We start from the raw sequence: 26,964 nt of genomic DNA on the forward strand, positions 1-26,964 counted from the left end.
CAGGCGATCAGACCTCAGGTCTCGAATTCCATAATCACTGCATCCACCGCAAGACTGTCGCCGGCGCTGGCATGAATTGCTGAAATAACGCCATCGCGTTCGGCGCGCAGCACATTTTCCATCTTCATCGCCTCAACCACCGCAAGAATTTCCCCCGTCTTGACCTTCTGTCCGGCCTGCACCGAAACCGATACCACCAGACCCGGCATCGGGCACAGCAGCAGGTTCGAGGTATCCGGTGCCTGCTTGACAGGCATCAGAGCATTGAGCGGTGCCAGAGACGCCGGCAACACCCGTGCCAGGGCACCGACGCCGCGCCATTGTAGAGACATGCCGCCAGGAGCTGGCCTCACCTGAACCAGCAGTTCTTCGCCATTGATCCACCCGCGCCACAAAGCGGCTCCGGCCCGGTGCGAAAACCGGATATCATAATGCTCGGTGCTGTCGGAAAACACCAGATCGGCACAGGCGGTTTCACCGGGCGTGAAAGTCCGGGCGTGGATGGTAAACACATGATCGGTAATCGCCACCGACCAGTCCGCACGCAGCGATCCGCAATGCGGTCGCAGGCGTCCGCTCATGTGGTCAAGCCGGTCCTTGCGCGCAAGTTCCAGCGCCAGCGCCGCACAGGCCAGCTTACGTGCGGTTGCCTCGGTAAGCGCCGCCCCTTCAAATCCATCGGGATATTCTTCGGCAATGAAACCGGTCGACAAATCTGCCGCCTGCCAGCGCGGATGATCGACCAGCGCCGCCAGAAACGGGATATTATGGCCGATGCCGTGCAGCACGAAGCCGTCGAGTGCCGTGGCCATGGCCCGGTTTGCACCCTCTCTGGTGGCGGCATGGCTGCACAATTTGGCAATCATCGGGTCGTAAAACATCGAGATCTCATCGCCCTCGACCACACCGGTATCAACCCTTATCGTGGCACCATCCTGCGAGATTTCCGCCGGAGGCTGAAAGCGCACAAGCCGACCAATCGAGGGCAGAAAATTCCGGTACGGATCTTCGGCATAGATGCGGCTTTCCATCGCCCAGCCATCAATGCCGATATCGCTCTGGCGGAGCGCCAGTTTCTCGCCGGCTGCAATTCGGATCATCTGCTCCACAAGGTCGATACCGGTGGTCATTTCAGTGACCGGATGCTCCACCTGCAGGCGTGTATTCATCTCCAGAAAATAGAAACTTCTATCCTGCCCGGCGACAAATTCCACGGTTCCGGCACTGTCATAACCGACGGCGCGCGCCAGCGCACAGGCCTGTTCGCCCATTTTTGCCCGGGTTTCCGGGTCCAGCAATGGCGAAGGCGCTTCTTCGATGACTTTCTGATTGCGGCGCTGGATCGAGCATTCCCGCTCATTGAGATGAATTATATTGCCGTGCTTGTCGCCAAGTACCTGAATTTCGATATGGCGCGGATTTTCGATGAATTTTTCAATGAAGATGCGGTCATCGCCAAACGAGGTGGCAGCCTCGGAACGGGCGCGCTCGAAACCTTCCAGCGCTTCCCCATGGTTCCACGCAATGCGCATGCCCTTGCCGCCGCCGCCAGCCGAAGCCTTGATCATCACCGGATACCCGATTCTCGCGGCAACCCGTGCCGCATCCTCGGCATTGCTGATTGTATCAGGCGCGCCGGGCACGGTGGAGACACCGGCTTTCGCAGCCACGATTTTGGAGCGGATCTTGTCGCCCATTTCCTCAATCGCGACCCGGTTGGGACCGATGAACACGATCCCCGCCTTGTCGAGCGCTGCGGCAAAGCCGGCATTTTCCGACAGAAAGCCGTAGCCCGGATGCACAGCTTCTGCCCCGGTTGAACGGCAGGCTTCAATAATCCGCTCACCCAGCAGATAGGAGTCCGCAGCAGAGGGCGGGCCGATATGGACCGCTTCGTCAGCCATCTGCACATGCAGCGCATTACGGTCCGCATCGGAATAAACCGCGACGGTGGCAATCCCCATGCGCTGTGCCGTGCGCATCACACGGCAGGCAATTTCGCCGCGATTGGCAATCAGGATTTTCTTGAACATGGACAACAATGCAGCCGGGTTGTTTAAGCGTCCAAGACTAGTTGGTGGAACGCTGCCCCGCAAGCGCTGCCCTATTGAACTTTTGACTGGCTTCAGTCGTTTCTTGAACGCGAAGACCTGCTCTGGAGAATCATATGATTCAATCTAGTCAAAAAGCGCGTCAGGTTCGAAATCGATGATTGGCAGACTGTTCGATTTTTTCCACGATCTGATAAGACAGCCATCCCAGCAATGAGAGCAGCAGGACCACTCCGATGACAGATGCGGAATCGCTGTTCTCCTGTCCCGATGAAAGAAGATAACCCAGGCCCTCACTTGCACCCATCAATTCTCCAATCACTGCCGCTGTCATCGCAAGTGTGGTCGCAACCTTCATGCCTGCGAGTACGGATGGGATCGAGTTGGGCAGGTCGAGGTGAACAAATCGCTGCCAGGCAGACAGTTTGAGCACTTTGGCGAGATCCTTGTAGGCGGTCTCTCCATACTTCAAACCGCTCCGCATCCCGGCCATTACAGGGAAGAAGGTCACAATCGCAATAAGGACGATCTTGGGAGCGGGCCCAATACCGAGCCACAGCAGCAGCAGAGGCGCAATGGCAATCTTGGGTGCCGTCTGCAACAGAAGCACCAGCGGAGTTGCCAGTCTTTCAACAGGTTCTGATCGGGCAAACACAATACCGGTGGTGATACCGATCACGACACCTGCGACAAAGCCATAGACGATTTCGCTCACTGTGACTGCAGTGTGGTCGAAGAGCTTTCCGAAACGAGCTAAAAAGACCATGCTTTCCCAAACAGCGACAGGAGACGGCAGCAGGAAAGACGGGATCTCGAAAACTCGCACCACCGCCAGCCAAACAGCCAGTGTGGCAATCAGTCCGGCGATGGCACGAAGCAGCATTTTACTGCATTCCTATTTTGGCTGGATCAACCACGAAATCAGATGCCGAAGGCGCATTCTTTATGACGCCATATTCTTTGAGAAGGTCGACGTTCTGCTGCCACGCCTCCAGGTCTGCAGCTCCCAACCCATTGGTTTTCGTCAGATCACTTTGCCAAACCGACGTGGCAAATGTTTCGTTGAACGCACGGGTTAGAATGTCTTTCTGATCCGCCCAAGTCGGCGTGTATTTATCAAACGAGATTTGCAGCGCATCCTCAACATGCCCATCGATAACCCATTGATAAGACCGAGAAACAGCAGCGGTAAACCGCTTCACCAAATCCGGGTTTTCGGACAGTGTTTTCTCGCTTGTGACCACTACATTGCCAAATGAGGGAAGAAAATCGTTTGATAATATCATCGTCACCTCATCTCCGCCGGCCTCCAACGCGTATTTGCGCAGTTCGGAAAACACAATTGCGTCAACTTGACCGGCCTGAAGCGACTGTACGATTGCACCAGTTGCGACGATTTCCAGTTTGATGTCTTCCAGGCTCAGGCCGACATTCTTCAAGCCCACCTTCAGTTGGATGTAGTTTGGACTACCCAGGCTGCTGATTGCCACCGTCTTGTCTTTCAAATCGGCATAAGTCGTGATCCCGCTGGAAGCCTTTGCAAGCAGGGCGCCGATGCCGCGCTGATACGTGGTGTGGACCACAACGACAGGCAAACCATTCGCGCGGGCCGCCACAACTGCATCGCCGTTTGGAAAGCCAAAATCAACATTGCCCGCCGCGACATTGGTCAGAATATCGGACGCTGCTGAATAGATAAATTCGACGTCAATGTCGTTTTCCTTGAAAAATCCCTGTTCAACACCAGCGTATAGCGGCGCATAAAAAGGAACTGCCGCTCCGTCAATCTGCATTACGACTTTTTCCGCAGCCATCGAATGAGTTGCCCCGAATGCGACTGCAAGGCTGGCAAGTATTCCCGCCGAAAAATGGTACATGAATTTTAACATGGGATTGGTCCTCTGCTTTCTTGAGATGTCTTCAGATATTCTGCAACGATATGCAGCAGATTTTGCTGGGTAGGCTCGTAGTCGTCCAACCAGGCATTGGTTGCCCGGTTACCCCTGATGCCAAGCAGGCAGCCGGCGCTGAGGTTGAGAAAGCTGGCTACGGTCAACACGGTTTCGCTTTCCATATCTACGCCCGCCGCGCCTTGGGCAGCAAAAGCATCCAAGCGCGGCGTGTCGCTTTCATCCAATTTGATATTTGAAGCCTGAACTGGACGGTCCTGACCAAAATAGTACGAATCGGTGGTTGCAATTCCCGCTTCGCGGCACACTAAACCGCACGTCGCTGCTGCATGGCTCAGACCACTTGCCAGCTCCGGATCTGCCTGAGCCCGCCCTCCCACTGAGCGATATAGCTCTGCGGTTCCAGTGTTTCCGATTGCATGTGTCACCGAAATAAAGGTTCCCACCGAATCCTGAGCATGCAAGGCACCCATGCCTCCAATGCGTATGACCCGTTTGGCTCCAAGCGCCGCCAGCTCCACCAAGGCGATCTCCGTGGACGGACCACCAATTCCGGTCGAACAAATCGAAAGCGGGTGGCCATTAATACTGCCAGTGACCGCTGCATATTCCCGGCGGCGTCCGAAATGCCTGGCGTCAGACAAAAATCCGGCAAGCAAATCAACCCTGTCCGGATCCCCGGGAAGCAGCACCGTGGATGCTATGTCTCCTTTGCCGCAAGGCAAATGCGGCGGGCGATTGTTCACCCAGGGAAATCTGGCGCCGAATTCAGTCATTGGAGACTTCCTTCCATGACAACAGTCTATTTTCGGCCCACATCAATGCGAAATGAAGCAAAATACCGAGCGTAACAGTCAGGACGACGGCAGCGAAAAGGAGCGGTGTCTGATATGTCGCAGATGCATATGTCATGAGGTATCCAAGACCCCATTGGCCCGACATCCACTCTCCCAGCACCGCTCCGACCAACGCTTGAACAGCACCAATGCGCATACCAATAAAGATCGCGGGAAGAGCTGACGGCAATTCCACATGCAGAAATCGGGCCTTTGCACTGAGGTCCAGCAATTTCGACAGATCGTGCAAGCGATAGTCTATTGCTTTAAAGCCTGCCACCGCGCTGACAAACACCGGAAAGAATACAAGTGAGAAAACCAGTACGACTTTTGAAAGCACGCCAAACCCAAACCAGACCACAAACAGCGGCGCGAGTGCTATCTTCGGTGCTGTTTGCATGATCACCATCGGACCATCCAGCCAGAAAGCCAGGCTGGGGACGCGACTCCAGAGATAAGCAACCGCCACACCAGCCAGTGTGCCCGTCACCAGTCCCAAAAGAAGATTTTGTAGAGTAAACCCGAGATGTACCCACAGAGCGCCCGACAACACGAGCTCGAGAATTGCTAAAAATGTATCCGCTGGTGAGGGAAGAAGATAGATCGGCATCTGCAGCGGCCCGCTTGCCAGCCACCAAAAAAAAAGCAACCCCAGAATTGAAATTGAATAGTCACGGAAATTGCGCAAACTTTGGTTCAAAGTTCTGGCTCCGGTCTGTTCCGAAGATCAGAACGAAGTTGTGCAACAAGAGAGTGGTATGCAGGATCAAGCTTTGCAGAGGCATCTCGCGTTTGCGCCAGGTCGACATCATAAACTTGCAGGATTTTTCCGGGACGGGAACTGAATACCACGACACGATTGCTCAGATACGCCGCCTCATCGACGCTGTGGGTGACCAGAAGAATGGTCGTGCCGGTTTCTTCCCAAATTCGAAGAAGCTCATCGTTCAGAATGTCACGTGTCAGAAGGTCAACAGCTGAAAACGGCTCATCCATCAAGAGAATTGCCGGTTTGTCGACAAGCGCTCGTGCAATTGCGACCCGTTGTTTCATTCCTCCGGACAATGTTCGCGGCAATGAACGCTCAAACCCGCTCAGTCCAACCATGTCGCAAAGCTCTGCGGCCCGATGGTCTGCGGCGGCGCGATCGGTATTTTTCATATCAAGCGGAAAGCGGATATTTTCTATGGTCGATTTCCAGGGCAGCAAAACCGGCTCCTGGAATACAAATCCAACCAATCCATTCTCGGTCGAATTTTCAAAAGTGATGTCTCCGGAAGTCGGTGTATCAAGGCCTGCAATTAATCTGAGTAGCGTTGATTTACCGCAACCTGAAGGCCCGACAATCGATACAAATTCGCCGCGTTTAACTTCGAGCGAAATCGGGCTGAGCGCTTCGACCGGGCCATTTTCAGTATTGAAGATCTTGGTCGCATCAGAAATTTTGATCATGATGCAGTGTTAAAGGAATGCAAGTTGATGCTGCAGATCGGTACGGATTGCGAGCAAAGCGGCCCAACCGGGTTGGTAAAAAAGATTGGTGAATGTTCACGCTGGTTTTTCATGTGCTCAACCGTTACAGGACATAAAATATTTGTAATGACAGAACTGACTCTAATCAAGAAAATTCTCACATATGAGATTTTTCTTCTATATTATACATTTCGGCTTACAAAACCCAAGTAGCTGAATGGTCTCTAATTTGTGATTTTTGGATTGAATCCAATCTTGGTGGGGCATGGGATTTTCTCTGAAATCCCAATTTTCTCGTTCGTTCGCTCATTTTCTAGTCAATTTTGGCGTCGGCATAAACGATCTGTCGCTCATCAACGTATTTCATGATCACATTGAAGCATTTGACGACCCAGATCAGCCCGCCTGTGTCCTTCGCCAACTTGCCCGATGCGCCCCATTACCTGCCTCGCGAGAGGAACCGGTCTGGGTCATCAAATGGTCAAGGGAACAAAACGCCTCAGTTGCCTGCCTCCGCTACCGGAACCACGATCAGCGTAGCACCATCGGAGCCGTTGATCTCGATCCGGGTTCCTGCGGCCAGATCAGGCCCCTGAACACGCCATAAAGTATCGCCGATCCGGATCCGGCCTTCGCCATCTGCAATCGGTTCCAACAGGGTGAACCGGCGGCCGATCAGGGCCAGCCCGCGTTCGTTGAGATGAGGCCGGTCAGACTGGGTGCGCTCGGCGGAAAACCAGCGCCGACCCAGCAGCAGCAATATAAGTGCCAGAACTGCAAAGCCGATCCAGGCCGCCTGCCACGACAGATCAACGGCAAAGGACACCAGACCGACAATCACGGCCGCAAGCCCGAGCCAGACGAGAAAACTGCCCGGTATTGCAAGTTCCAGCGCCAGCAGGACAATGCCGCCGATCAGCCAGGCCCATGGCCCGAGCTCTTCTGCGAGCGTCAGAATGTAGGAGCTGCCTTCTTCCATCAGGAGCGCTCCTCAGCGGCCGGTATCAGGCAGACGGGAGCCGCCTTTGCGGGCAGTGCTGCCCTCGCCGAACGCTTCACGGGCAATTTCTGCAACGCCGCTGATTGATCCGATCACGGAAGCGGCTTCCAGCGGCATCATCAGCACTTTCTGGTTGGGCGCGCTGGCAATCGCCTGCAGCGCGTCGACATATTTCTCGGCAACAAAATAGTTGATCGCCTGAATGTCGCCATTTGCAATGGCTTCCGACATAACCGACGTTGCCTTGGCTTCTGCTTCGGCCTCGCGCTCACGCGCTTCTGCATCCCTGAATGCTGCCTCGCGGCGGCCCTCGGCCTGCAGAATCTGCGATTGTTTTTCACCCTCGGCGCGCAGGATTGCCGATTGTCGCAGACCCTCCGCTTCCAGGATGGAGGCGCGCTTTTCGCGCTCCGCTTTCATCTGCCGTCCCATCGCCTCGACCAGATCGCGCGGCGGATTGATGTCCTTGATTTCAATACGGGTAATTTTCAGACCCCATGGCGACACAGCCTGATCGACCACCGACAATAGCCGTGCATTGATCTCATCGCGATTGGACAGCAGCTGATCCAGATCCATTGATCCCATCACCGTTCTGATATTCGTCATGGTCAGGTTGAGTACCGCATTTTCCAGCCCCGAAACTTCATAGGCGGCCTGGGCGGCATCCAGTACCTGATAGAACGTCACCCCGTCGGCAGTGATGCTTGCATTGTCTTTGGTGATGACTTCCTGGGAAGGCACGTCCAGCACCTGTTCCATCATGTTCATCCGCGCCCCGATACGGTCGATGAAGGGCAGCAGAATATTCAGGCCCGGCTTCATGCTCCTGGTATAGCGGCCGAACCGTTCCACCGTGTAATTGAAACCCTGGGGAACCTGCTTGAGCGTAAAAAACAGCAGGACGATCAGCAGAATGACGAGCGCCAGAACGAACAGATCAAAACCGAACATGAAAAAATCCCGAATAAAAGCCAGACCGGACCGACCGGCCTGTTGCCGCGCATCGCAGCCTTAGCCATAACATGGGCATAAAACCGCCAATGTGCAATCCTGACCGCTGATCCGGCGTCTCAGGAACGCACATCCCGAGGTGGTCCCTCAGGCCTCGCTTCAGACCCAGCCTGACAGCTCGCGTCGCACCATTGTCTCGATCACCGCCATGCCTTCAGGCGTATCGTTGAGGCATGGAATGTGGGCAAAGTGTTCGCCGCCATGATGTTTGAAAATCTCCCCCGCCTCCCCGGCAATTTCCTCAAGGGTTTCCAGACAGTCGGAGACAAATCCCGGATTGAAGACCGCGAGCTTGCGGACCCCGTCCTTGGCCAGTTGCTCCACAGTCTTGTCGGTATAAGGCTGAAGCCATTCCTCAGGTCCGAAACGGGACTGAAAACAGGTCATGAACCGGCCTTTTTCCCAACCCAGCCGCTGCTCCAGCAGCCGGGAGGTTTTCATACAGTGGCAGTGATAGGGATCGCCTTTCCTGAAATAGCTTTGCGGAATGCCATGATAGGAGGCGATGACTTTTTCAGGCTCAAAATCCAGCTTGCCAAGGCTGGCCTCGATACTCGCCGCCAGCGCATCGATATAGGCCGGATCATCATGATAGGGCGGCACCGTGCGCAACGCCGGCTGCCAGCGCATCTGCATCAGCGCTTCAAAGGTTTTATCGTTGACCGTGGCTGTCGTGGCGGCGGCATATTGCGGGTAAAGCGGAAACACCAGAATCCGCTCGCAGCCCGCCGCCTGCAGGGCCTCGATCCGTTCCTTGATGGGTGGTTTGCCGTAGCGCATCGCCCAGTCCACGACCACGGTTTCATGATCCGCCAGCAGCTCGGCCAGCTTGTCGCCCTGGCTGCGGGTATAGGTGCGCAACGGCGATTCATTCAGCTCATTGTTCCAGATTTGCGCATAGGCAGCACCGCTCTTTTTGGGGCGGGTGTTCAGCACGATACCATAAAGGATCGGGTACCACAGCGCGCGCGGCCATTCGATCACCCGCTTGTCGGAGAGGAATTCCTTCAGATAGCGCCGCATCGGTTTCCTGTCGGTGCCATCCGGCGTGCCCAGATTGACCAGCAGCACACCGATCCTGCCGGCCTTCACCGGGGGATGATCAGCCGGCAGATGAATTTGTTTCATCGTTTCGAAGCGCTGGTCAGCGTCGTTTGCACCTGTCGGATCGGATTTTTGCACGCTCTGTTTCGGCATCAACACTTTCACCCATTTATCTGCACAGATTCATAGTCCGCATGCAGTTGCTGGCCAGCAACTGCATGCGGCAACACTGCATTAGCTAGAGCGTTTTTATAATTAATCCAAGACGGCACCGGAATTTCTATCGCAACAGCCGCAAAAGCGTCCACAGATTGAAGACACCGGCCAGCGAGTGCGCCACATACGTCAGCGAGGCGGCTCGCAGCACCGACCGGGTTGCCGGCAGATCTGAAGGTTGCAGATAACCGCCTCCGGCCAGAATCGGAAGGGCTTTGCCGAAACTCGCATCGAACTCCACCGGCAGGGTCACAAGATGCACCAGCAATTGAAACACCAGAGCGAGAATTCCGAGCAGAAGGAAAATCAGGCTCATGCCCGGTGCCCGCAGGAGCAGACTGAGCATTGGCCCGACCAGCAACAGTACACCGGCAATTTTACTGATCGGCTGGATCGATCTGGCCAGCGCCATACGAAGATGGAACAGTTTCTCGTTGCGGGCATGCTGCAGTGCATGCCCCACTTCATGGGCTGCCACAGCCACGGCGGAAACCGACTTGCCCCGGTAAAACGAGCGGCTGAGATGCACCGTGCGGCTTTGCGGATCATAATGATCGGCGCCATCGTCGATCGGCTCCACCCCCACACCGGTCAGTCCGGCCCGGCTGATCAGATGCAGCGCAAGTTCGCCGCCGGTTCCGGGAAAATCCGGTCGCGGCCGGGCATGTTTTTTCAATTGCCGCTTCACCCAGAATGACGGGGCAAAGATCACGACAAGAAACACAACGGCAATGATGAGAAAAATCGGCATGGCACTGATGTCGGTCGGCTTTGCTGCTCTGTCAATTGCACAGGCAGTAAAAAGCGCCGCTGATGTCAGCGCGGCGGCACTTTTGCAAGTATCATCTGCCCGGAACAGACTACCTGGCGGCGCCTGGGCCGGCGATGAGCCGGTCATCATGCAAAACCATGAGAAATGATAGCAGGAACGCAGTGCGGCGGGTGAGCGCCGGACTCACTCGCCTCCCCGATTGGATCGCCGAGCGTCCAGCAGGGCGCTGCCGGCATAGTGAATCTGCGCGGGTTCAATCAGGTTTCCTTCTGCGTCGACCGTCAGGCGCAGCACCCGATTGCCGTAAAGAAAGTTCAGTCGGGTGCGTCCGGCATCTTCGCCTTCGCCGGTCTCGCAGCGCGACGTAATAGTGCCTGCACGCATCAGGGTGCGCAGTTTCTCTTCGCTCATATCAAAGCCCTCGGCCACCAATACAGCATCCACCGTGATCTCCGCACCGCTGATACTGATCGCGCTCATTTGGCCTCGCGCCAATGGTCATTGGCGGCTGCGATCGTAGCGAAATGCGTAGCGACAACATGCGAGGCCGCAATCAGTGCATTGGCATCGGCTTCGTAATCCTTGCGCAGCCGGTCGCGCATATCGGCATCGGGCTGGGTCTTCTTCACGGCGATACGGGCCAGCTTGACGGCAAGGTCATAGCCCTCTGTCGGAGTTGCGGTGATGAGGCTCGGGAGCCAGTTATCCATCGGTTTTTTCCTTTGCTGTCAGAGTTATTGGTTGGTCAGGCGCAGTCAGGATACGCCCGGCATCACCGTCCAGATCCTCGAACTGGCGATGGCGCAGGCTCCATAAAAACGCGGCAAGTCCCAACAGGCCCATGATGATTGAAACAGGGATGAGAAACAGCACACCGCTCATTTTGTCCGCCCCGGATATGCTTCCTTCAAATGATCTGCTTCCTTCACATCCGGGCGCAGCGCCTGCCAGGCATGCCAGGTGCCATGTCCCAGAAGCGGGAATATTACGATCAGGCCAAGAAGACCTGTGAGAACCGCCAGCGAGAAGCCTGCAACAACAATGGCCCCCCAGGGTAGAACCGCCCGCAGGTTTTGTGTGGTGAGCGCGAAGCTGGTGCCGAGCGCCGTCAGGGCGTCGGTGCGTTGCGACAGCAGCATCGGGATTGAGAACAGGCTGATCGCCATCGCGAAGGCGGCGAAGAGCCCCCCGACCGCCGAGCCTGTTACTATCAGCGCCCAGCCGCGCGGCGTGGTCAACAGTTGGGCAAGGATATGGTCGAAGCCGGGAAACGGCAGGAGCCCGAAAAACAGCGCATAAAGCAGGTCTGCCGCCCGCAGCCAGAGCACGACCAGAAGACACAGGAGCAGTCCGGCGAACAGGACTTGCGCACCAGAGGCAGGGCGCACGAGAATCATGTCCGATAGCCGCACCGCCTCGCCGGCAGCAAGGCGCCGGCTTTTCTGATAAAGTCCTATGGCAAAGAAAGGGCCCACCACCAGAAATCCCGAGAGCGCTGGAAAGATCAGCCCTGGCAACCCGGCAGCCACCATTGCCAAAATGACCAGCACCGAGATGACGAGAACTGTCAGTCCATAGACAACACTCGATACCGGATCGCGACGAATGTCGCGCCACCCGGCGGCGAGCCATCCAAGCGCCGCATTGGCGGGCAGATGGCGCGCAAAGGAACTGGCCGGGCGGAGCGGGGATTCAACGGCGGGAAGCGGTTCAAGCATGATTTTCCCCCTCAGCAACCGGGTTTTGCGGCGGACCGCGACGGTTCTTCAGATACACAGCCCGGATTCGACGAAAAAGCCAGGTCGAGGAACTGCCAGTTCGCAGCGACGACCAGCGCAATGCCCGCAGCGACGGCCAGTCCGATCGACAGTTTCGTGCACCGAACCATCTTCATGGCGATTCCCCCGAAAGATCTTCCAGGTACAGCGCCAGCATCCGGATTTGTGCCTCGCTCAGACGGTCTGCCCAGGACGGCATCATACCCTGCCGCCCGTGAATGAGCGTCTTGCGGATCGCGTCGGCATCGTCACCATATAGCCAATCAGTATCGGTCAGGTTCGGAGCGCCGGTGCCCTCGACCCCGCGCGCGTCTTCGCCATGGCAGGCAGCGCAATTGTCCTGAAACAGCACCGCACCTTCGGACATATCGCCAGGTTGAACGCCATCCGAAAGGGTCAGCACATAGTCGGTCAGTGTCGCGATCTGCGGACGGGTCAACATCTCATCACGGCCGAAAGCCGGCATCTGGGCAAAGCGGGTGTCGGGATGATTGCTGTTGATCCCAACGCGGATGGATTCCGCAATCTCCTGTGCCGAGCCGCCCCAAATCCAGATGTCATCGGCCAATCGCGGGAAACCGGGGCCGCCCGTGCCCTTTATGCCGTGGCAGGCCTGACAATTCTGCCCAAAGAGTGGCGCCGCCGTCGCCTTGGCCCGTGCCATCAACACCGGATCTGCGCGGATTGTTTCGAAGCTCTCCGTCGCCATCGCAGACATCCATCCGGACCGGTCCGCTTCGGCGCGGGCAATATCAGCGGCAACTTCGCTGCGTTGGTCAATCCCGAGAAGCCCCTTGGTATAGGTCTGTCCCAGCGGCCATGTTGGCAGCAGCACCCACGCGATCAGCGCGTACAGATGGGTCACCACGATAAAGCCGATCACGATGCGTGGAACCGGATTGTTCAACTCTTTAATGCCGTTCCAGTCATGGCCGGTGGTGAGCTGACCGGAAATGGGATCGCGTTCCCTCACTGCCATGGCCGGTCCTCCCCGGTCAGGATAGAGCGCGCCGCATGGTCAGCCGCTTTTTTGCGTGAGGGCCGGTAGGTCTGGACCAGCACGATCAGAAAAAACACCATCAGATAGGCCAGTCCCACCGTCTTGGCGATCAGGACGAAAGTCTCGTGGCTCATGGCTCTGCCCTGCCTTCGGTTTGGTAGGGAGCCTGCGTCAGTTGACCAAGCACCTGAAGATAGGCAACCAGCGCGTCCATCTCGGTCAGCCGCCTGTCGGCGTCGAAGTTGCGGATACTGGTTGCCTCGCCATAACGTGCGACTATCCCCTCGGTCCTGTCGGAATCCGGGGTGGCCTGGCCCAGAGCATCGCTGCCGGCATTGGCAATCATCTCGTCTGTGTAGGGCACACCAAGCCGCCGCAACGCGGTAAGGTGGGCATCCAGATCGTCGACAGCAAGCTGGGATTCAGCCAGCCACGGATAGGCTGCCATGATCGAGGAGGACACCACCGCACGCGGATTGATCAAATGCGCCACATGCCAGTCGTCGGAATACTTGCCACCGATGCGTGCCAGATCCGGCCCGGTGCGTTTTGAGCCCCACAGCATCGGATGGTCGTATTGCGATTCTGCCGCCAGTGAATAGGGGCCGTAGCGTTCCACTTCGTCGCGCAGCGTGCGTATCATCTGGCTGTGACATGCATAGCAGCCTTCACGGATGTAGATGTTGCGCCCGGCGAGTTCCAGGGGCGTGTAGAGGCGCATGTCATCTGTGGTTTCCACTGTCTCATCGATTGTGAAGAGTGGCGCGATCTCGATCACGCCACCCACGCTTGCCGCGAGGATGATTGCAAGCACCAGCCCGATGGGGTGCTTTTCGAGGTTGTAGTGGAGCTTGAAGATTGGCATCGGACTACTCCGCCAACTGGGGGGCAAGCGGGCGGTCGGCGGCAGCCCCGCTCGGCCTGCGCACCGTCAGCCAGATATTGACGGCCCCGGTCACAATGCCTGCCAGAAACAGCGCGCCACCTATGAACCGCGCAATATAGTAGGGGCGCATCGCCTCCATCGACTCGATGAAGGAATAGTTGAGTGTGCCCGTCTCATTGTAAGTCCGCCACATGAGGCCCTGCGTGAGACCCGCGTTCCAAAGCGAAAAGACGTAAGTCAGCAACCCCGCCAGCGCCAGCCAGAAGTGCCATTCAACCAGCCGGGACGAGTGCATTCGCTGCCGCCCCCAAAGCGCGGGCACCACCGAATAAAAGGCACCAAAGGTAATCATTGCCAGCCAGCCGAGCGCGCCGGAATGGACGTGGCCCACGGTCCAGTCAGTGTAATGCGACAGCGCATTGACCGGGCGGATCGCCATGAACGATCCCTCGAAAGTGGAAAGCCCGTAGAACACTGCAGCCACAAACATGAAGCGCAATGTCGCGTCGTCGCGCACCCTGTGCCAGGCACCGTTCAGTGTCATTAGCGCATTGCCGGCTGAAGCCCAGCTGGGCACCAGCAGCATCACCGAAAACGTCATGCCCAGCGTCTGCACCCAGTTTGGCAGAGCGGTGTAATGCAGATGGTGCGAGCCCACCCACATGTAGAAGAATGTGATGCCCCAGAAACTAAGAATCGATAGCCGGTATGAATAGATCGGTCGCTGCGCCCGTATGGGCAGATAGTAGTAGAGCATACCCAGGAAGCCGGAAGTCATGAAGAAGGCAACGGCGTTGTGGCCATACCACCACTGCACCATGGCATCCTGCACGCCGGAATAGAGCGAATAACTCTTCGCGTCACCGAAACTCACCGGCAGGGCAAGGCTGTTGACGATATGCAGCATCGCCACAACCAGAATGAAGGCGAGATAGTACCAGTTGGCGACATAGATATGCGGCTCGGCGCGGCGCGCCAGGGTGCGCAGGTAAAGCAGGAAATAGACAACCCAGACGATCACCAGCAGAATGTCGGCATACCACTCGGCTTCTGCATACTCCTTGGACTGGGTGATCCCCATGAGATAGCCGGTCACCGCCCACAGGCAGAACAGATTGTATCCGATCAACACGAACCAGGGGCTGAGTTGATCGGGAAGTCGCGCGCGGGAGGTGCGCTGCATGACATGGAATGATGTGGCAATCAGAGCATTGCCGCCAAAGGCAAAAATCACGCCCGTTGTATGCACCGGGCGGATGCGGCCATAGCTCGACCAGGCCTGGCCGAAGGTCGCTTCCGGCCACACCATCAGCGCCGCGACCCACAGTCCCACCGCCATGGCGACAACGCCCCAGACCATTGCAATCAGAATTCCTGCCCTGATCGGGTCGTCGAAATAACGAGAGAGCCGCTCGGGCGCAGGTTCGGGCTCGAAATACCGGCTGCCCACGGCAAACACCAGCACGATGCCCAGGCCCATTGCCATGAAGCCGTGCACGGCCATCGGGCCTTGTCGGGCAGCGGCTGCCATCGCCAGACCGACGAGGGCCAGTGCCATCGATAGCGCCACCGCCCATCGGCGTTCGGTCCTGGTGAGTTGGGCGATCATCCGATGCTCCGTGCGGAAGGTGATTGAATGTCCCAGGAATAATTTTTCCCTGCTGGCACTGCGGACACCGGCAAGGCAACATCCGCCAGTGTCGAGCGATCAAGATCGGCGAGAAAGGCTATTTCAGCTGCCTGCAGACGCGTCTTGAGCCGGCAGCATCCGGTGATGCTACAATCGCCGCCCGAAGCCGCGAAACATTCGACCAGAGGCTGCCCCGTTTCCAGTATTCGCACAACGTCGCCCAGCCGGATTTCGTCAGGCGATCGCGCCAGCATCGCGCCGCCACCGGCTCCGCGCCGTGTGGTTGCGATGCCTGCTTGCGCCAGCGCGGCCATGATTTTGGTCAGATGATTGCGTGACAATGCGAATTCCTCTGCCAGTTCGGCGGTCGAAAAGGCCCGATCCGGGGCCGAGGCCATGCGCATCAGCGCGCGCAGGCCGAAATCAGTAAATGATGTGAGGCGCATCGAGTCTCGCTTCGAATTGGTATTTACAAATCCTATTAAGCTGCTTTAATAGGTATTGTAAATACCAATTAGGAGCTTTTGAACACATGGCCGCGCCACAGGACATTGAAACACCCAGGTTCCCACGCCCGCCGAACGTGTCGCCTGCCCAATCTACACCAGCTTTCAGGATGCTCGCAACCATTATGGCGTTAGCGAGCTGTCACCGCAGCTTTGATCCGGAGAACCGTCATGCAACCTGACCTGCCCCCCGAAGACTCAACGGAACTGACCCATTTCATCGTAACGCGTTATCATCAGATCCATCGCACTCAGCTCCCCGAGATCGTCGCATTGGCTCACAAGGTCGAGCGGGTGCACGCCGACCACCCGGACGCGCCGCTTGGCCTGGGCGATCTGCTGCAGGAACTGATCGGGACACTGGAAGTGCATATGATGAAGGAGGAACTTATCCTCTTTCCCGCGATCCGCAATGGCGGCGGGCCGGGTATCGAAAATCCGATTGCCGTCATGCGCGCCGATCATGACGACCACGATTCCGAAGTCACCCGTATCCGTGCCCTGACACGGGACCTGACCCTGCCGCAAGGTGCCTGTCGTTCATGGACTGCACTTTATGGGGGTCTGGCAACGTTTCTGGCCGATCTCGACGCTCATATCCGGCTTGAGAACGATGTGCTGTTTCCCCGCTTTGAACCCGCAGCGCAATGACATCTGGAGTAGAACAATGCCTGATATCTCCATGCCGAAAGCCACCCGTGCCCATACCGAAAAGCGCCACGCCCTGGCTCCGGGGCCGGACGACGCCTTCCGCGCCTTTGGCAAGGCAGTCTTTGCCGAAGGTGCGCTTGACCGGCACACCAAGCAGTTGATTGCGGTGGCGCTCGCCCATGTCACGCAATGCCCCTGGTGCATCGAGAGCCATGTCAAGGCGGCTCAGCGCGAGGGCGCGACCGGCGCCCAGATCATGGAGGCGATCTGGATCGCTGCCGAGATGCGTGCGGGAGCAGCTTTTGCCCATTCGATCAAGGCACTGGAACTGATCGGCGACGATGAAACGGGCATGACGGCAGAATGAGTGCAACCGCGCCATCTATCGACGTCTGCCGGGTCCATGATGCGGAGAGCGCTGCCGGCGCACGGCTGCTGGTAGATCGTCTGTGGCCGCGTGGTGTGTCGAAGGCAACGCTCCGACTTGATGAGTGGATCAGGGATGCGGCACCCAGCGAAGAATTGCGCCGCTGGTTCAATCACGAACCGGCGAAATGGCATGCTTTCCGCAAGCGCTATATCGTCGAGTTGGACATGAACCCGCAGGCAGTTGCACGTTGTCTGGAGTGGTGCGCGAAAGGACCGATGACGTTGCTCTTCGCAGCGCACGACATCGAGCATAACAATGCCATCGTGTTACGTGATTATCTGATCGGACAAGGGCAGAAGGATCGACACTGCACGACCCGCTGATCATCGGTTGCATACCCCGCTCTGCGATCTTCCCGCCTGCGATCCGCCGACCCTGCTGGCGGGTATGATCAAAACGGATACTCTGGTTCGTTCCATGATTTGATTGAAACATGGACGATCTAGGGACCGTAAACCACCAGCGGCAGCCATGTCGCCAGACTTGGCAGATACCACAGGACCACCAGCGCAAACATCTGGATCAGGACAAACGGCACCGCACCGAGATAAATATCCGATGTCTTGACGCTGGGCGGCGCCACACCGCGCAGATAGAACAGCGCAAAGCCGAAAGGCGGCGTCAGGAATGAAGTCTGCAGATTAACCGCCATCATGATACCCAGCCAGACCGGGCTCACCGGATCACCATTCGGCATTTGCAGTTGCAGCAGGATCGGAGCCACGAGAGGCACTACGACAAACACGATTTCCAGAAAATCCAGAAAGAACCCCAGAACGAACATCAGCAGCATAACCGCCAGAATGGCGCCAATCGTGCCGCCGGGAATATCACGCAACAATTCATGAACCAGTTCTTCACCGCCCAGACCGCGAAAGATCAGGGAGAATATCGACGCCCCGATCAGAATTACGAACACCATGGTTGTCACATGGGTGGTTCCCGATACCACTTCGGTCAGCACCCCGGCGCGGAACACCCGCAACAGCGCAACCAGAACACCGAAGGTCAGGATCAGCACACAGCCGATCGCTCCATAGATCGCCATTTGATCGAAATCCGAAATTTCGTTACGGGCGACCCGCAAATCCACATTGGCAGTTAGAAACAGCACCGCCACCAGCGCCAGCGCGGCCAGATAGATCGGCCAGGGATTTCCCTTTCCAACACGAAGCCCGGCCAGGAAGATCGAGCCGACGGCCCCCACTGCGGCGGCTTCCGTGGGCGTTGCAATACCTCCCAAAATCGATCCGAGCACTGCAATGATGAGCACAATCGGTGGCACCAATGCGTGAAATATCTTGTCGATAGTGACGTGTTCACCGGCTTCCGGAGGCATTGCCGGAGAGCTTTCCGGTTTCAGGATCGCCATTGCAATCTGATACAGCATATACATCCCGACCAGCATCAGTCCGGGGATTAATGCTCCGGCAAACAGATCACCGACCGACACGGTGTCGGGCGAGAAAATACCCATGTCCAGTTGGGCTTTCTGATAGGCATTGGACAGCTGGTCGCCCAGGATAACCAGAACAATGGAGGGCGGAATAATCTGCCCGAGTGTCCCTGACGCGGCGATCGTTCCGCAGGCCAGGCGCTTGGAATAACCCCGTTCCAGCATGGTCGGCAGCGACAGCAGTCCCATTGTCACAACGGTGGCTCCAACGATGCCGGTGGATGCGGCCAGCAGGGCACCGACAATGGACACCGAAAGGCCAAGCCCGCCGCGCAAGGTGCCGAACAGCTTACCCATGGTATCCAGCAGTTCTTCAGCAACCTTGGAGCGCTCCAGCATGACACCCATAAATACGAACAGTGGCACGGCAATCAGAACTTCATTGGTCATGATGCCGAACAGGCGGGACGGCACGGCGAGCAGGAAAGTCGGGTCGAAAACACCCAGCACAAATCCGATCAGGGCAAACACAAGACCCGTTCCGGCCAGTGTGAAAGCCACAGGGAAGCCCATCAGCAGAACAATGCAGACCACGCCGAACATGAGGAGATCCAGCGATTGGGCAATCGATACTTCCATCAGATCCGCTCCTCGCTGGACCGTTCCCGCGGTTCCGGCAAGGCTTTGCTCAGCCGCAATTTATCCAGCTCCAACTCGTCTCCGCCCATCGCCAGAAGCGACCGTATGGCGATGGAAACGCCTTGCAGCGCCATCATCACTGCAAAACCCAGTATGGCGGTTTTCTGAAGGTAGCGCGCCTGGATACCGCTGGTTTCCGGCGAGCCTTCCAGCACCGCCCATGACGCCACCACATAGGGAAAGGATGTCCACAAAATCACCAGACAGACCGGGATCAGCAGAAGCAGGGCCCCAAACAGATTGATCATGGCTTTTTTGCGCGGACGCGCTTCGCGATAAAAAATATCGACGCGCACATGGCCATCCACCAGGAGTGTGAAGGCGGCCGCAAGCATGAACAGGAAGCCGTGCAGATAGGTGATGCTTTCCTGGGCAAAGATCGAGCCGATGCCGAAGACATAGCGCATCACCACCACCACAAACTGGATCAGGACGATCAGAAGCGCAAACCACATCACGGTTCTGCCAACCGATTTGTTGATCCGGTCAATCAGATCTGCGAGCGCACGCATGGCAGTTCCCCCCTGGCGAAACAGATGTTTCAAACTTCACTGTATGCCGTGCATCCACGGACAAAAAGACCTTCCGCAGCACAGCCGCGGAAGGTCATCTATGGTCATCTCATCCGGCACTAGCCAAGAGATTTCATCCGCGCCGTAACGTAGGCCTGCTCGGCAATCGAGCCCCATGAGCCGATTTCGGTCCGCGCTTTGCGGAAGCTATCCAGCACTCGGCGGCCAATATCAGTATCTGCGGTTTCGTCGAGCACTTCTTCCGAGTATTTGGCAAACCCGGCAAAAACCTCTTCCGGGAATTCACGCAACTGAACGCCATGCTTACCGGTCAATTCAGCCAAAGCTGCACCGTTTTTGGCATTGTACTCGGAATACATGGTGTTGTTTTCCTGGGCACAGCAAGCTGCAATCAGCGCCTGATCGGCTGCGTTAAAGGACTCCCAGATGCGTTTATTCATGCCGACGGCAAGACCTGAGCCTGGCTCATGGAAACCGGGCCAGTAGTAGAATTTGGCCACCTTGTAAAAGCCGAAGGCCAGATCATTCCACGGGCCGACCCATTCCGTTGCGTCAATCGCACCGGATTGCAGGGACGGGAAAATCTCGCCGCCCGGCAGGGCCACAGCCGTGGCGCCAATGCGGCGCAGCACTTCTCCGCCAAGGCCCGGCATGCGCATTTTCAGGCCCTTCATGTCTTCCAGCGAATTGATTTCCTTGCGGAACCAGCCCCCCATCTGAACACCGGTATTGCCGGCCATCAGGGATTTCAGGCCGAATTCTGACGCCAGTTCATCCCATAATTCCTGGCCACCGCCGAAATTCACCCAGGCGTCCAGCTCATTGGCTGTCAGACCCATCGGCACCGCAGTGAAATAATTGAAGGCCTTGTGTTTGCCCTGCCAGTAATATTCCGCAGCATGATACATGTCAGCGGTTCCACTGGACACGGCGTCAAAGCTTTCAAACGGCGGCACCAGTTCCCCGGCAGCATATAGCTTGATCGTGATGCGCCCACCCGAAGCGGCGGTGATGCGATCGGCAACCCGCTGCGCACCTGTGCCAAGACCGGGAAAGTTTTTTGGCCAGGTCGTGACCATTTTCAACTCGCGCATGTCCTGGGAAATCGCGGGCGTTGACAACGCTGTCGCGACAGCGCCCCCGGCTGTCACCAGGCCAGCGGATTTGATAAAAGATCGACGATCCAGTTTTGATGTAGTCATGTGCAGTTATCCTCCCATACACAATTTCAGGTAGTTTCTCGCCTGCACCAATACGAATCTGGTGAGGCCTTGTCTATGCAATTCGCATGAATGGGTCTATTGCGTAAACCTCGTAAATGTCACGTATGACTACTTGTTTCGACATTAATGGGACAAATTCTGGCGGCCGGTTCGCGCCCGGTCTGCGCTTATGTCCGCTCGGCCCGCGAACGCCTGATGTTGCAGAGCATTACCAGGGGCATGCCAAAAAGGCAGTCGCCAAAAACCTGTCGATCAGCGTGCGCACGATGGAAAGCCACCGCCTCAGCATCCGCGAAAAATCAGGCGACAGCAACACCGCCCGTCCGACCCGGATTGCAGGCAAACTGAAGCTCATCTGACAGCACTGCCAGCGTATTGTGACACGCCCGGAAATTCGTCGCAAAAAAATGTCATATGCATCTTTCATTCCGGCAGGAGGAGTGTTACATGCTGCCTGTCGGCGGACAGACCGGCACATTTTTGGCGCGGGGTGGAGCAGCCCGGTAGCTCGTCAGGCTCATAACCTGAAGGTCGTAGGTTCAAATCCTACCCCCGCAACCAAAAAAATTCATAAAATCATTGAGTTAGGATGAAGGCCAAATGGCCTGGGATTTCATATCCGTCCTGTGTCCGCAATCCATTTGACCTTCCATTGCGCCCGGGTACATCGCCACAGACAATACCGAAGCGCTGCGAGCCCATCCCGGCCGCTTTCGATCATCCTTGAACGCATACAAGCGGGTCGACGGGGCGAACCTGATGATGTCAAAGGTCTTGCCGTTTTTCAGCTTCTTCAGCATCCGGCTATGGGCATGGCACAAGCCTTTTGGTGGGTGGTGGTTGGATGGTCCGTTGAGCAAAGCATATAGAAAAAACCTTTAACTCATCGTTCTGTATGCTAGAACGCCGTATGAAGAACGAGTTTTTGCGCTCGGTTGAGCGATTTGTTGCGGTTGCCGAGTCTGGTTCGATCCAGAGAGCAGCCAAAACGTTGAATATTTCACAGCCCTCTTTGACCCATTCGGTCGCCAAGATCGAAGAGGGCTTCGAGATTCGCTTATTTCATCGCTCCACACGTGGCGTTGTCCTGACACCGGCAGGGGAACTTCTTTATCCGCGCGCCAAAGCTATCCTTTCAGAAGGAGGGATGGCCGTTCGCGAAATTAGTGATTTGAAAGAAGGCCAGATTGGAAGATTTCATATCCGGGCCGGCGTATCCTGGGGCTACTGTTTTATGCCTGAAATTATGGCCAATTTGAAACACAGCTTTCCTGAGCTTGATATCCATTTCAATATCGGAAACACGTCTGAGGCATTTCCGCAGATGGAAGCCGGTGAAATCGATGCGATTATCGGCCAGATCCTCGATCATGAAGAAAGTTTGGCAGGTATCGAATGTACCGAACTCGGCACCATTAAATCTGTTCTGGTGTGTGGTAACGCACACCCGTTGGCGTCGAAGCAAAAAGTCTCCATTGAAGACATCGCCGGCCAATTATTTATCGCCTATGAACCCGATGTCGACATGCCAAACAGCCCTCTTGCGCAGATGGCAGGAAATTCCAAAGCCAACATAGATATTGCGATGCGCACGCGCTCGCCTCATGCTGCGCTGGAAATGGTCTCATCCGGAAATTTCCTGACAGTACTGTCGAATCCGTTCGTGCAAAAATACAAATTCCCGTCCCTGAAAATTTTGCCGACGGATTTTCTGAACCATGAGATGCGGACAGGTATTTATTTTCGTCAGACATTGGTCCTGACAGATCCGTTTCGGCAGTTAATGCGGGACTTGAGAAAAGCGGCACGCAGCATCAATCTGCCGAGCTGATTGCTTCCAGATCGCGATTAAGTTCGATTCCAAGTCCAGGCCCTGGCGGAAGTGCGGCGCATCCATCAACCAGCGGTGGAAATGGCGCGCCGACAATATCGTGGAAAAGTGGCGTCTCGTTGAATTGATATTCCAGTAAGGGACAGTTTGGCAGCGTTGATGCGAGCTGAAGACTTGCGGCATGGCAAACCGGCCCAGTCGGATTATGGAGGCAACAGAACACGCCATACTCATCCGCCAGTCGAGCAATTTTCTGACACTCGGAAAGTCCACCGGCATATTTGACGTCCGGCATGATGACATCAACGGCCTCGGCAACCAGAAAATCAGCGAAGGCGTTTCGCCCATTCAACGATTCCAGCCCTGCAAGCAACACGCCTTGCGCATTACATTTCTGACGAATTTTCCGGATGTCCGAAATCGCGTCACGGGTTTCTGCAATGGGACATTCAATCCAGAACAATCCATAGTCACGCACATCGGCAACTAGCTGACATGCTGTTTCAGGATCAAAGCGCCAATGGCAGTCAATTGACAGAGCGATTTTTTCACCAAGTGCCGCCCTGCAGGCCGCGATACGTGCAAGACCCGCGTCGTAATAGGATCGCCCATCTTGTGCCGGGCCACAGGTCCAGTCCAGATCGTCAAAAGGGGCAATTTTTACGGCAGTAAAACCTGCCGCGATTGCGTCTTGTGCCGTCCGGGCAAAACCCTCGGGCGTGCGTTCATAAATCCCGCGATTGATGTTTGCATAGAGACGGCAATCCTGAAGGGCTCCGCCAAACAGAGCCGCGACAGACAGATCACGGCGCTTGCCTCTGATATCCCAAAGGGCCTGTTCGAAAGCTGACACGGCAGTAAACGCATGACTGTCACCCGCCGCTTTGACGAGGAGTTGCGCAACGTCGTCATCGTCTGGTTCAGGGTGCCCGCAAATGCGCTCGGCCAGTGATTTGATAGCCGCCTTCACAGCCAGCTCGTGACCTTCCATAGTGGCTTCGCCCACGCCATGGAGCCCATCACTCGAAGTGACTTTGAGAAACAGCCATTCAGACCTGGGTGACACGCGGAGCGAGATCAACTCGATCGCGTCAATATCAATAGTTCTGCTCATGCTTTTACGTGGCGCATCACATCACGATTGACCAGATAGCTCAAAGGTCTGTCAGACAAAAATTCAGAAATCGACTGAAAAACGCCTTCGGATGTCAGCCGCGCACATTCGTCGGTCCAGCACAGGGAATGCGGTGCTGAAATCAGATTATCAAATTGAAACAAAGGATTGTCTGCGCTGGCAGGCTCTGTTTCAAAAACATCCAGTCCCGCCCCGGCAATACGACCCAGAGCAAGGGCATCGACCAGGGCATCCTGATTTACCAACGGCCCCCGTGCTGTGTTGATGAGAAATGCTGTGGGTTTCATAAGCGCAAAAGTATCAGAGTTTATGATATGTCGCGTTTTCAGTGTGAGCGGGCAATTTACAGCTAAAAAATCGGCCTTTTGGACGGTGGTTTCGAAGTCTGCCAACTCGACGCCCAGCTCAAGGGCATGTTGTTTGCTGGCGAAAGGATCATTGGCCATATAGCGCATGCCAAAGGGGCGCAACAGGCGAAATGCCTCTCGGGCAATGTTGCCAAATCCAATAGACGCGAAGACGCGGTTTTCCAGGCCGACACCCAGCAGGTTCCGGCCTGCCTGCCACTCTCCAGACCGGGTTAACAGGTCCTTCTCGCGGAGTCTGTGGCTTAACGCCAGCACCAGGGTCACGACGCTGGAGGCCACCGGACGCCTGACGCCTTCAGGTGTGGTCGTGAGTGAGATGCCAAGTCTCGTACAAGAGTCTACATCGATATGGTCATAGCCCACACCAAAACGAGCGATGAGCCGGGTGCGAATGCTCTGAGGATTTGAAAACGCCGACTTTGGAACGCCCGTTTTGCGCACCACGAGAATATCGTGGGCCGCAAGGTCATCTGATGTCGCACCAGAGGGGCCCGAGGGAAGTGCTGTGATTTCAACATTTGGAATGGCAGCAATCTGATCGAAAACAGCTTTGTCCCAGACCTGACCACCACCATCATTGAATTCGCTCGTTACACCGATGCTGGTTGTTTGGCTCACCTTAAATCCTCCTGCAAATGTATGATGCCTTTTTGACCAAGGAGACCAAAAATGGCGCGGTATAAACGACAGCCTATTTGCAGGGGACATAGAAATGTAATTGAAAATTGCCTGTTCACATAGAGATTGCCTATATCCAATTAATTCCTTGCCAGGCGCATATATAGAAATTTCCTATGCCAAACAGGAACTATCATGTTTTTCTGCTGAAGATACTGGCTTAGCAATGAGGCTAGGTGCCTTTTGGGAAACTGGAGGCATAAAGCGTCATGCCCGAAAATTGACGTTTTGAGGGAAACCATAAGGGAGACCAATCATGAAACTCAAAGTCAACCGCCGTCAATTTATTGGAGGGGGCCTTGCGCTGTCAGCCGGCATCGCCGCGCCCACGATATTGCAAGCCCAGGCCAAGTGGCCGAGCCGTCCAATCACAGTAGCGATGACAGCACCTGCGGGTGGCGGAACAGACCGCGGCGTTCGACCGTTATGTGCTCTGCTGGAAAAAGCCCTGGGCGCCCCGCGCATCAGTCTTCAGGACATGTCCGGCGCTGGCGGGGTTCAGGCGACAGACTGGGTTCACAACCAGCCGGCTGATGGTAATGCCTGGCTTGGCACCGGCGACCAGATCGACTCCTTCGGTCTTATGGGACGTTATACCTATACCTATAAGGATTTCGATTTCTGGATGGCAGCAGGCACACCTGCTGGTTTCATGGTTAGGGCAGATTCGCCCTACCAGACAATGGCGGATCTCGTTCAGGCCATTATGGAAAATCCTGGTCAGATAACCTGTGCAACAACACCTTCAGGCACTGGCTGGTCTTCCCTTGCCGATTACATGAAGACAATCCACAAGCTGGATTTCCGTGCCGCAAACTTCAAAGGTGGCGGTCCGACAGTGCGCGCCCTTCTGGCAGGCGAGACAGATTTTGCTGTCGTCGGGATGACGCCATCAGCCAACTTTGTGCCCTCTGGTGACATCCGCATACTCGCCGCGACGGTCCCGCAAGACTGGGAAACGCTCGGCGTGATCGTACCCTCTCTGCGCAACGCCTTTCCCAAAGATGAAGTAATGCGCGATACACTGCCCTGGACAAACGCAAACGGCATTGCGTTGCGCAAGGACACACCGAACGAAATCAAGGCAAAAATTGACGAAGCATTTGGCGAATTGGTTGATGGCCCCGAAATGCAGCAGGTCTACAAAGACAATGCTTATTTCTATTTTGGTATGAAGGGACACACAGATTCCAACGAAATGATGCGCAAACGCGCGGCATTCGCCGGATATCTTCTCGAAGACGTAACGGGACTTGCCAAAGTCTCACGTGAAGAGCTCGGCATCGATAAAATTTAGGCCGGTTACTACTCCGGCACTCCGCGCCATAGTGCGCGGGTGCCGGAAGATTGTTTTCCTCACCGCGAAGGAAGCTTATGCCTTCTCGTAGCAAACAGCCTGTCTCAGAGACCAAATCAGCCGTTTCAGACCATGCGCGAAGCCGCGACAAGGTCGCAGGGGTTGTTGTTTTGGTCGCGTCGACGGCTACGCTGATCGCATCGTATCTGATGCCATTGGTCGGCGAAGGACTTGATAAGTTTCTGGCGGCACCAGGTCTCACGCCCGCACTTTTGTCAATTTTCCTGATCCTCCTGTCACTGGTCCTGATCGCCAGAAACTGGAGCGCACCATTGACCCTGGGCGTTGGCGCTATTGGCGAAACCCAAAAGCGAATGATGATCGCCTTTGCGATTATCGTCTTTTATATCGCCTCGCTTTATGTGCTGCCATATCTGGTTTCCACCTTCTTCATGATGTTCGCCTTCCAGTTTGTTTTCGCCAGCAGAGAGCGATCTGTAATGTACGTAATTCTCTGGTGCGGCGTCTATAGCGCTGCAATATCAGGCGCGCTCTACTACGTCTTTGGCGAAGTGTTTTACATACCCCTTCCGTAGCCAGAACCAGG

32 protein-coding genes and 1 tRNA gene are annotated in these 26,964 nt (G+C 56.1%); 8 read left to right on the plus strand and 25 right to left on the minus strand.

The window, feature by feature from the left end; all coding sequences use genetic code 11:
* Positions 1–14: 14 nt before the first annotated feature.
* From RAL88_RS08215 to RAL88_RS08310, 20 genes are all read right to left on the minus strand, one after another.
* On the minus strand, positions 15–2,033 hold the full coding sequence (locus tag RAL88_RS08215; protein WP_306268618.1) for an acetyl/propionyl/methylcrotonyl-CoA carboxylase subunit alpha: 2,019 nt from the start codon (positions 2,031–2,033) through the stop codon (positions 15–17).
* A 160-nt stretch (positions 2,034–2,193) separates the two neighbouring features.
* A complete protein-coding gene (locus tag RAL88_RS08220) occupies positions 2,194–2,934 on the minus strand; it encodes an ABC transporter permease (RefSeq protein ID WP_306268620.1) in 741 nt (246 codons plus the stop codon).
* A gap of 1 nt (position 2,935) precedes the next feature.
* Positions 2,936–3,940, minus strand: coding sequence for an ABC transporter substrate-binding protein (locus tag RAL88_RS08225; RefSeq protein ID WP_306268622.1), 1,005 nt, complete (start codon positions 3,938–3,940; stop codon positions 2,936–2,938).
* Positions 3,934–4,737, minus strand: coding sequence for a nucleoside phosphorylase (locus RAL88_RS08230; RefSeq protein ID WP_306268624.1), 804 nt, complete (start codon positions 4,735–4,737; stop codon positions 3,934–3,936). Before RAL88_RS08230 ends, RAL88_RS08225 begins: the two co-directional genes overlap by 7 nt.
* Positions 4,730–5,497 (minus strand): ABC transporter permease, encoded by a 768-nt coding sequence (locus RAL88_RS08235; protein ID WP_306268626.1) that lies wholly within the window; start codon positions 5,495–5,497, stop codon positions 4,730–4,732. The genes RAL88_RS08230 and RAL88_RS08235 overlap by 8 nt, the downstream gene beginning before the upstream one ends.
* Positions 5,494–6,249, minus strand: a complete 756-nt coding sequence (locus RAL88_RS08240; RefSeq protein ID WP_306268628.1) for an ABC transporter ATP-binding protein — start codon at positions 6,247–6,249, stop codon at positions 5,494–5,496. Before RAL88_RS08240 ends, RAL88_RS08235 begins: the two co-directional genes overlap by 4 nt.
* 520 nt (positions 6,250–6,769) lie before the next feature.
* On the minus strand, positions 6,770–7,249 hold the full coding sequence (locus RAL88_RS08245) for an NfeD family protein (RefSeq protein WP_306268629.1): 480 nt from the start codon (positions 7,247–7,249) through the stop codon (positions 6,770–6,772).
* 12 nt (positions 7,250–7,261) lie between these two features.
* A complete protein-coding gene (locus RAL88_RS08250) occupies positions 7,262–8,224 on the minus strand; it encodes an SPFH domain-containing protein (protein WP_306268630.1) in 963 nt (320 codons plus the stop codon).
* Between the two features lie 159 nt (positions 8,225–8,383).
* Positions 8,384–9,412, minus strand: coding sequence for a ferrochelatase (gene hemH, locus RAL88_RS08255; RefSeq protein ID WP_306269616.1), 1,029 nt, complete (start codon positions 9,410–9,412; stop codon positions 8,384–8,386).
* A 196-nt stretch (positions 9,413–9,608) separates the two neighbouring features.
* Positions 9,609–10,442 carry a zinc metallopeptidase gene (locus tag RAL88_RS08260; protein WP_306268631.1) on the minus strand — a complete coding sequence of 278 codons (834 nt, stop codon included), beginning with the start codon at positions 10,440–10,442 and terminating at the stop codon, positions 9,609–9,611.
* A gap of 57 nt (positions 10,443–10,499) precedes the next feature.
* Complete coding sequence (locus RAL88_RS08265) at positions 10,500–10,796, minus strand: DUF6522 family protein (protein ID WP_306268633.1); 297 nt, start codon at positions 10,794–10,796, stop codon at positions 10,500–10,502.
* The gene (locus RAL88_RS08270; RefSeq protein WP_306268635.1) at positions 10,793–11,026 is read right to left on the minus strand and encodes a hexameric tyrosine-coordinated heme protein; all 234 of its coding nucleotides are present in this window, start codon (positions 11,024–11,026) and stop codon (positions 10,793–10,795) included. The genes RAL88_RS08265 and RAL88_RS08270 overlap by 4 nt, the downstream gene beginning before the upstream one ends.
* A complete protein-coding gene (gene ccoS, locus RAL88_RS08275) occupies positions 11,019–11,198 on the minus strand; it encodes a cbb3-type cytochrome oxidase assembly protein CcoS (protein ID WP_306268638.1) in 180 nt (59 codons plus the stop codon). The genes RAL88_RS08270 and ccoS overlap by 8 nt, the downstream gene beginning before the upstream one ends.
* Positions 11,195–12,034: a DUF2189 domain-containing protein gene (locus tag RAL88_RS08280; protein WP_306268640.1), complete on the minus strand. Its 840-nt coding sequence runs from the start codon at positions 12,032–12,034 to the stop codon at positions 11,195–11,197. Before RAL88_RS08280 ends, ccoS begins: the two co-directional genes overlap by 4 nt.
* Before the next feature lie 11 nt (positions 12,035–12,045).
* Complete coding sequence (locus RAL88_RS08285; RefSeq protein WP_306268642.1) at positions 12,046–12,210, minus strand: hypothetical protein; 165 nt, start codon at positions 12,208–12,210, stop codon at positions 12,046–12,048.
* A complete protein-coding gene (ccoP, locus tag RAL88_RS08290; RefSeq protein WP_306268644.1) occupies positions 12,207–13,073 on the minus strand; it encodes a cytochrome-c oxidase, cbb3-type subunit III in 867 nt (288 codons plus the stop codon). The genes RAL88_RS08285 and ccoP overlap by 4 nt, the downstream gene beginning before the upstream one ends.
* Positions 13,064–13,228, minus strand: coding sequence for a CcoQ/FixQ family Cbb3-type cytochrome c oxidase assembly chaperone (locus RAL88_RS08295; protein ID WP_306268646.1), 165 nt, complete (start codon positions 13,226–13,228; stop codon positions 13,064–13,066). The genes ccoP and RAL88_RS08295 overlap by 10 nt, the downstream gene beginning before the upstream one ends.
* On the minus strand, positions 13,225–13,959 hold the full coding sequence (gene ccoO / locus RAL88_RS08300; RefSeq protein ID WP_306268648.1) for a cytochrome-c oxidase, cbb3-type subunit II: 735 nt from the start codon (positions 13,957–13,959) through the stop codon (positions 13,225–13,227). Before ccoO ends, RAL88_RS08295 begins: the two co-directional genes overlap by 4 nt.
* A 4-nt stretch (positions 13,960–13,963) precedes the next feature.
* A complete protein-coding gene (gene ccoN / locus RAL88_RS08305) occupies positions 13,964–15,589 on the minus strand; it encodes a cytochrome-c oxidase, cbb3-type subunit I (protein ID WP_306268650.1) in 1,626 nt (541 codons plus the stop codon).
* Positions 15,586–16,056: an Rrf2 family transcriptional regulator gene (locus RAL88_RS08310; RefSeq protein ID WP_306268652.1), complete on the minus strand. Its 471-nt coding sequence runs from the start codon at positions 16,054–16,056 to the stop codon at positions 15,586–15,588. The genes ccoN and RAL88_RS08310 overlap by 4 nt, the downstream gene beginning before the upstream one ends.
* 231 nt (positions 16,057–16,287) lie before the next feature.
* Between RAL88_RS08310 and RAL88_RS08315 the strand changes: the two genes are divergently transcribed.
* From RAL88_RS08315 to RAL88_RS08325, 3 genes are read left to right on the plus strand one after another with little or no spacing between them, the layout of a single operon-like run.
* Positions 16,288–16,767: a hemerythrin domain-containing protein gene (locus tag RAL88_RS08315; protein ID WP_306268654.1), complete on the plus strand. Its 480-nt coding sequence runs from the start codon at positions 16,288–16,290 to the stop codon at positions 16,765–16,767.
* 16 nt (positions 16,768–16,783) lie between these two features.
* Positions 16,784–17,134 carry a carboxymuconolactone decarboxylase family protein gene (locus tag RAL88_RS08320; RefSeq protein ID WP_306268656.1) on the plus strand — a complete coding sequence of 117 codons (351 nt, stop codon included), beginning with the start codon at positions 16,784–16,786 and terminating at the stop codon, positions 17,132–17,134.
* A complete protein-coding gene (locus RAL88_RS08325; RefSeq protein WP_306268657.1) occupies positions 17,131–17,520 on the plus strand; it encodes a DUF488 domain-containing protein in 390 nt (129 codons plus the stop codon). Before RAL88_RS08320 ends, RAL88_RS08325 begins: the two co-directional genes overlap by 4 nt.
* A gap of 119 nt (positions 17,521–17,639) precedes the next feature.
* On the opposite strand, the gene RAL88_RS08330 is transcribed toward RAL88_RS08325, so the two are convergent.
* From RAL88_RS08330 to RAL88_RS08340, 3 genes are all read right to left on the minus strand, one after another.
* Entirely contained in the window at positions 17,640–19,232 is a 1,593-nt protein-coding gene (locus RAL88_RS08330; protein ID WP_306268659.1) for a TRAP transporter large permease subunit, read from the minus strand.
* Entirely contained in the window at positions 19,232–19,804 is a 573-nt protein-coding gene (locus RAL88_RS08335; RefSeq protein ID WP_306268661.1) for a TRAP transporter small permease subunit, read from the minus strand. The genes RAL88_RS08330 and RAL88_RS08335 overlap by 1 nt, the downstream gene beginning before the upstream one ends.
* A gap of 119 nt (positions 19,805–19,923) precedes the next feature.
* On the minus strand, positions 19,924–21,012 hold the full coding sequence (locus RAL88_RS08340; protein ID WP_306269618.1) for a TRAP transporter substrate-binding protein: 1,089 nt from the start codon (positions 21,010–21,012) through the stop codon (positions 19,924–19,926).
* A gap of 131 nt (positions 21,013–21,143) precedes the next feature.
* Between RAL88_RS08340 and RAL88_RS08345 the strand changes: the two genes are divergently transcribed.
* The 3 genes from RAL88_RS08345 to RAL88_RS08355 all read left to right on the plus strand — a co-directional run bounded on the left by RAL88_RS08345 (position 21,144) and on the right by RAL88_RS08355 (position 22,879).
* Positions 21,144–21,407 carry a hypothetical protein gene (locus RAL88_RS08345; protein WP_306268663.1) on the plus strand — a complete coding sequence of 88 codons (264 nt, stop codon included), beginning with the start codon at positions 21,144–21,146 and terminating at the stop codon, positions 21,405–21,407.
* A gap of 125 nt (positions 21,408–21,532) precedes the next feature.
* A tRNA-Met gene (locus tag RAL88_RS08350) sits at positions 21,533–21,609 on the plus strand.
* Between the two features lie 349 nt (positions 21,610–21,958).
* The gene (locus RAL88_RS08355) at positions 21,959–22,879 is read left to right on the plus strand and encodes a LysR family transcriptional regulator (protein WP_306268665.1); all 921 of its coding nucleotides are present in this window, start codon (positions 21,959–21,961) and stop codon (positions 22,877–22,879) included.
* Here the strand turns inward: RAL88_RS08355 and RAL88_RS08360 are convergent.
* Both RAL88_RS08360 and RAL88_RS08365 read right to left on the minus strand, forming a co-directional pair.
* Positions 22,863–23,993 carry a mandelate racemase/muconate lactonizing enzyme family protein gene (locus RAL88_RS08360; protein ID WP_306268667.1) on the minus strand — a complete coding sequence of 377 codons (1,131 nt, stop codon included), beginning with the start codon at positions 23,991–23,993 and terminating at the stop codon, positions 22,863–22,865. The two genes, RAL88_RS08355 and RAL88_RS08360, sit on opposite strands and share 17 nt — an antisense overlap.
* A complete protein-coding gene (locus tag RAL88_RS08365; RefSeq protein WP_306268669.1) occupies positions 23,990–25,090 on the minus strand; it encodes a D-isomer specific 2-hydroxyacid dehydrogenase family protein in 1,101 nt (366 codons plus the stop codon). The genes RAL88_RS08360 and RAL88_RS08365 overlap by 4 nt, the downstream gene beginning before the upstream one ends.
* A gap of 226 nt (positions 25,091–25,316) precedes the next feature.
* Between RAL88_RS08365 and RAL88_RS08370 the strand changes: the two genes are divergently transcribed.
* Positions 25,317–26,357 carry a tripartite tricarboxylate transporter substrate binding protein gene (locus tag RAL88_RS08370; RefSeq protein WP_306268671.1) on the plus strand — a complete coding sequence of 347 codons (1,041 nt, stop codon included), beginning with the start codon at positions 25,317–25,319 and terminating at the stop codon, positions 26,355–26,357.
* Positions 26,358–26,434: 77 nt separating this feature from the next.
* Complete coding sequence (locus RAL88_RS08375) at positions 26,435–26,953, plus strand: tripartite tricarboxylate transporter TctB family protein (RefSeq protein ID WP_306268673.1); 519 nt, start codon at positions 26,435–26,437, stop codon at positions 26,951–26,953.
* Positions 26,954–26,964: the final 11 nt, after the last annotated feature.

Origin of the sequence: Pararhizobium sp. IMCC3301, assembly GCF_030758315.1 — a bacterium.
GTDB lineage: Bacteria > Pseudomonadota > Alphaproteobacteria > Rhizobiales.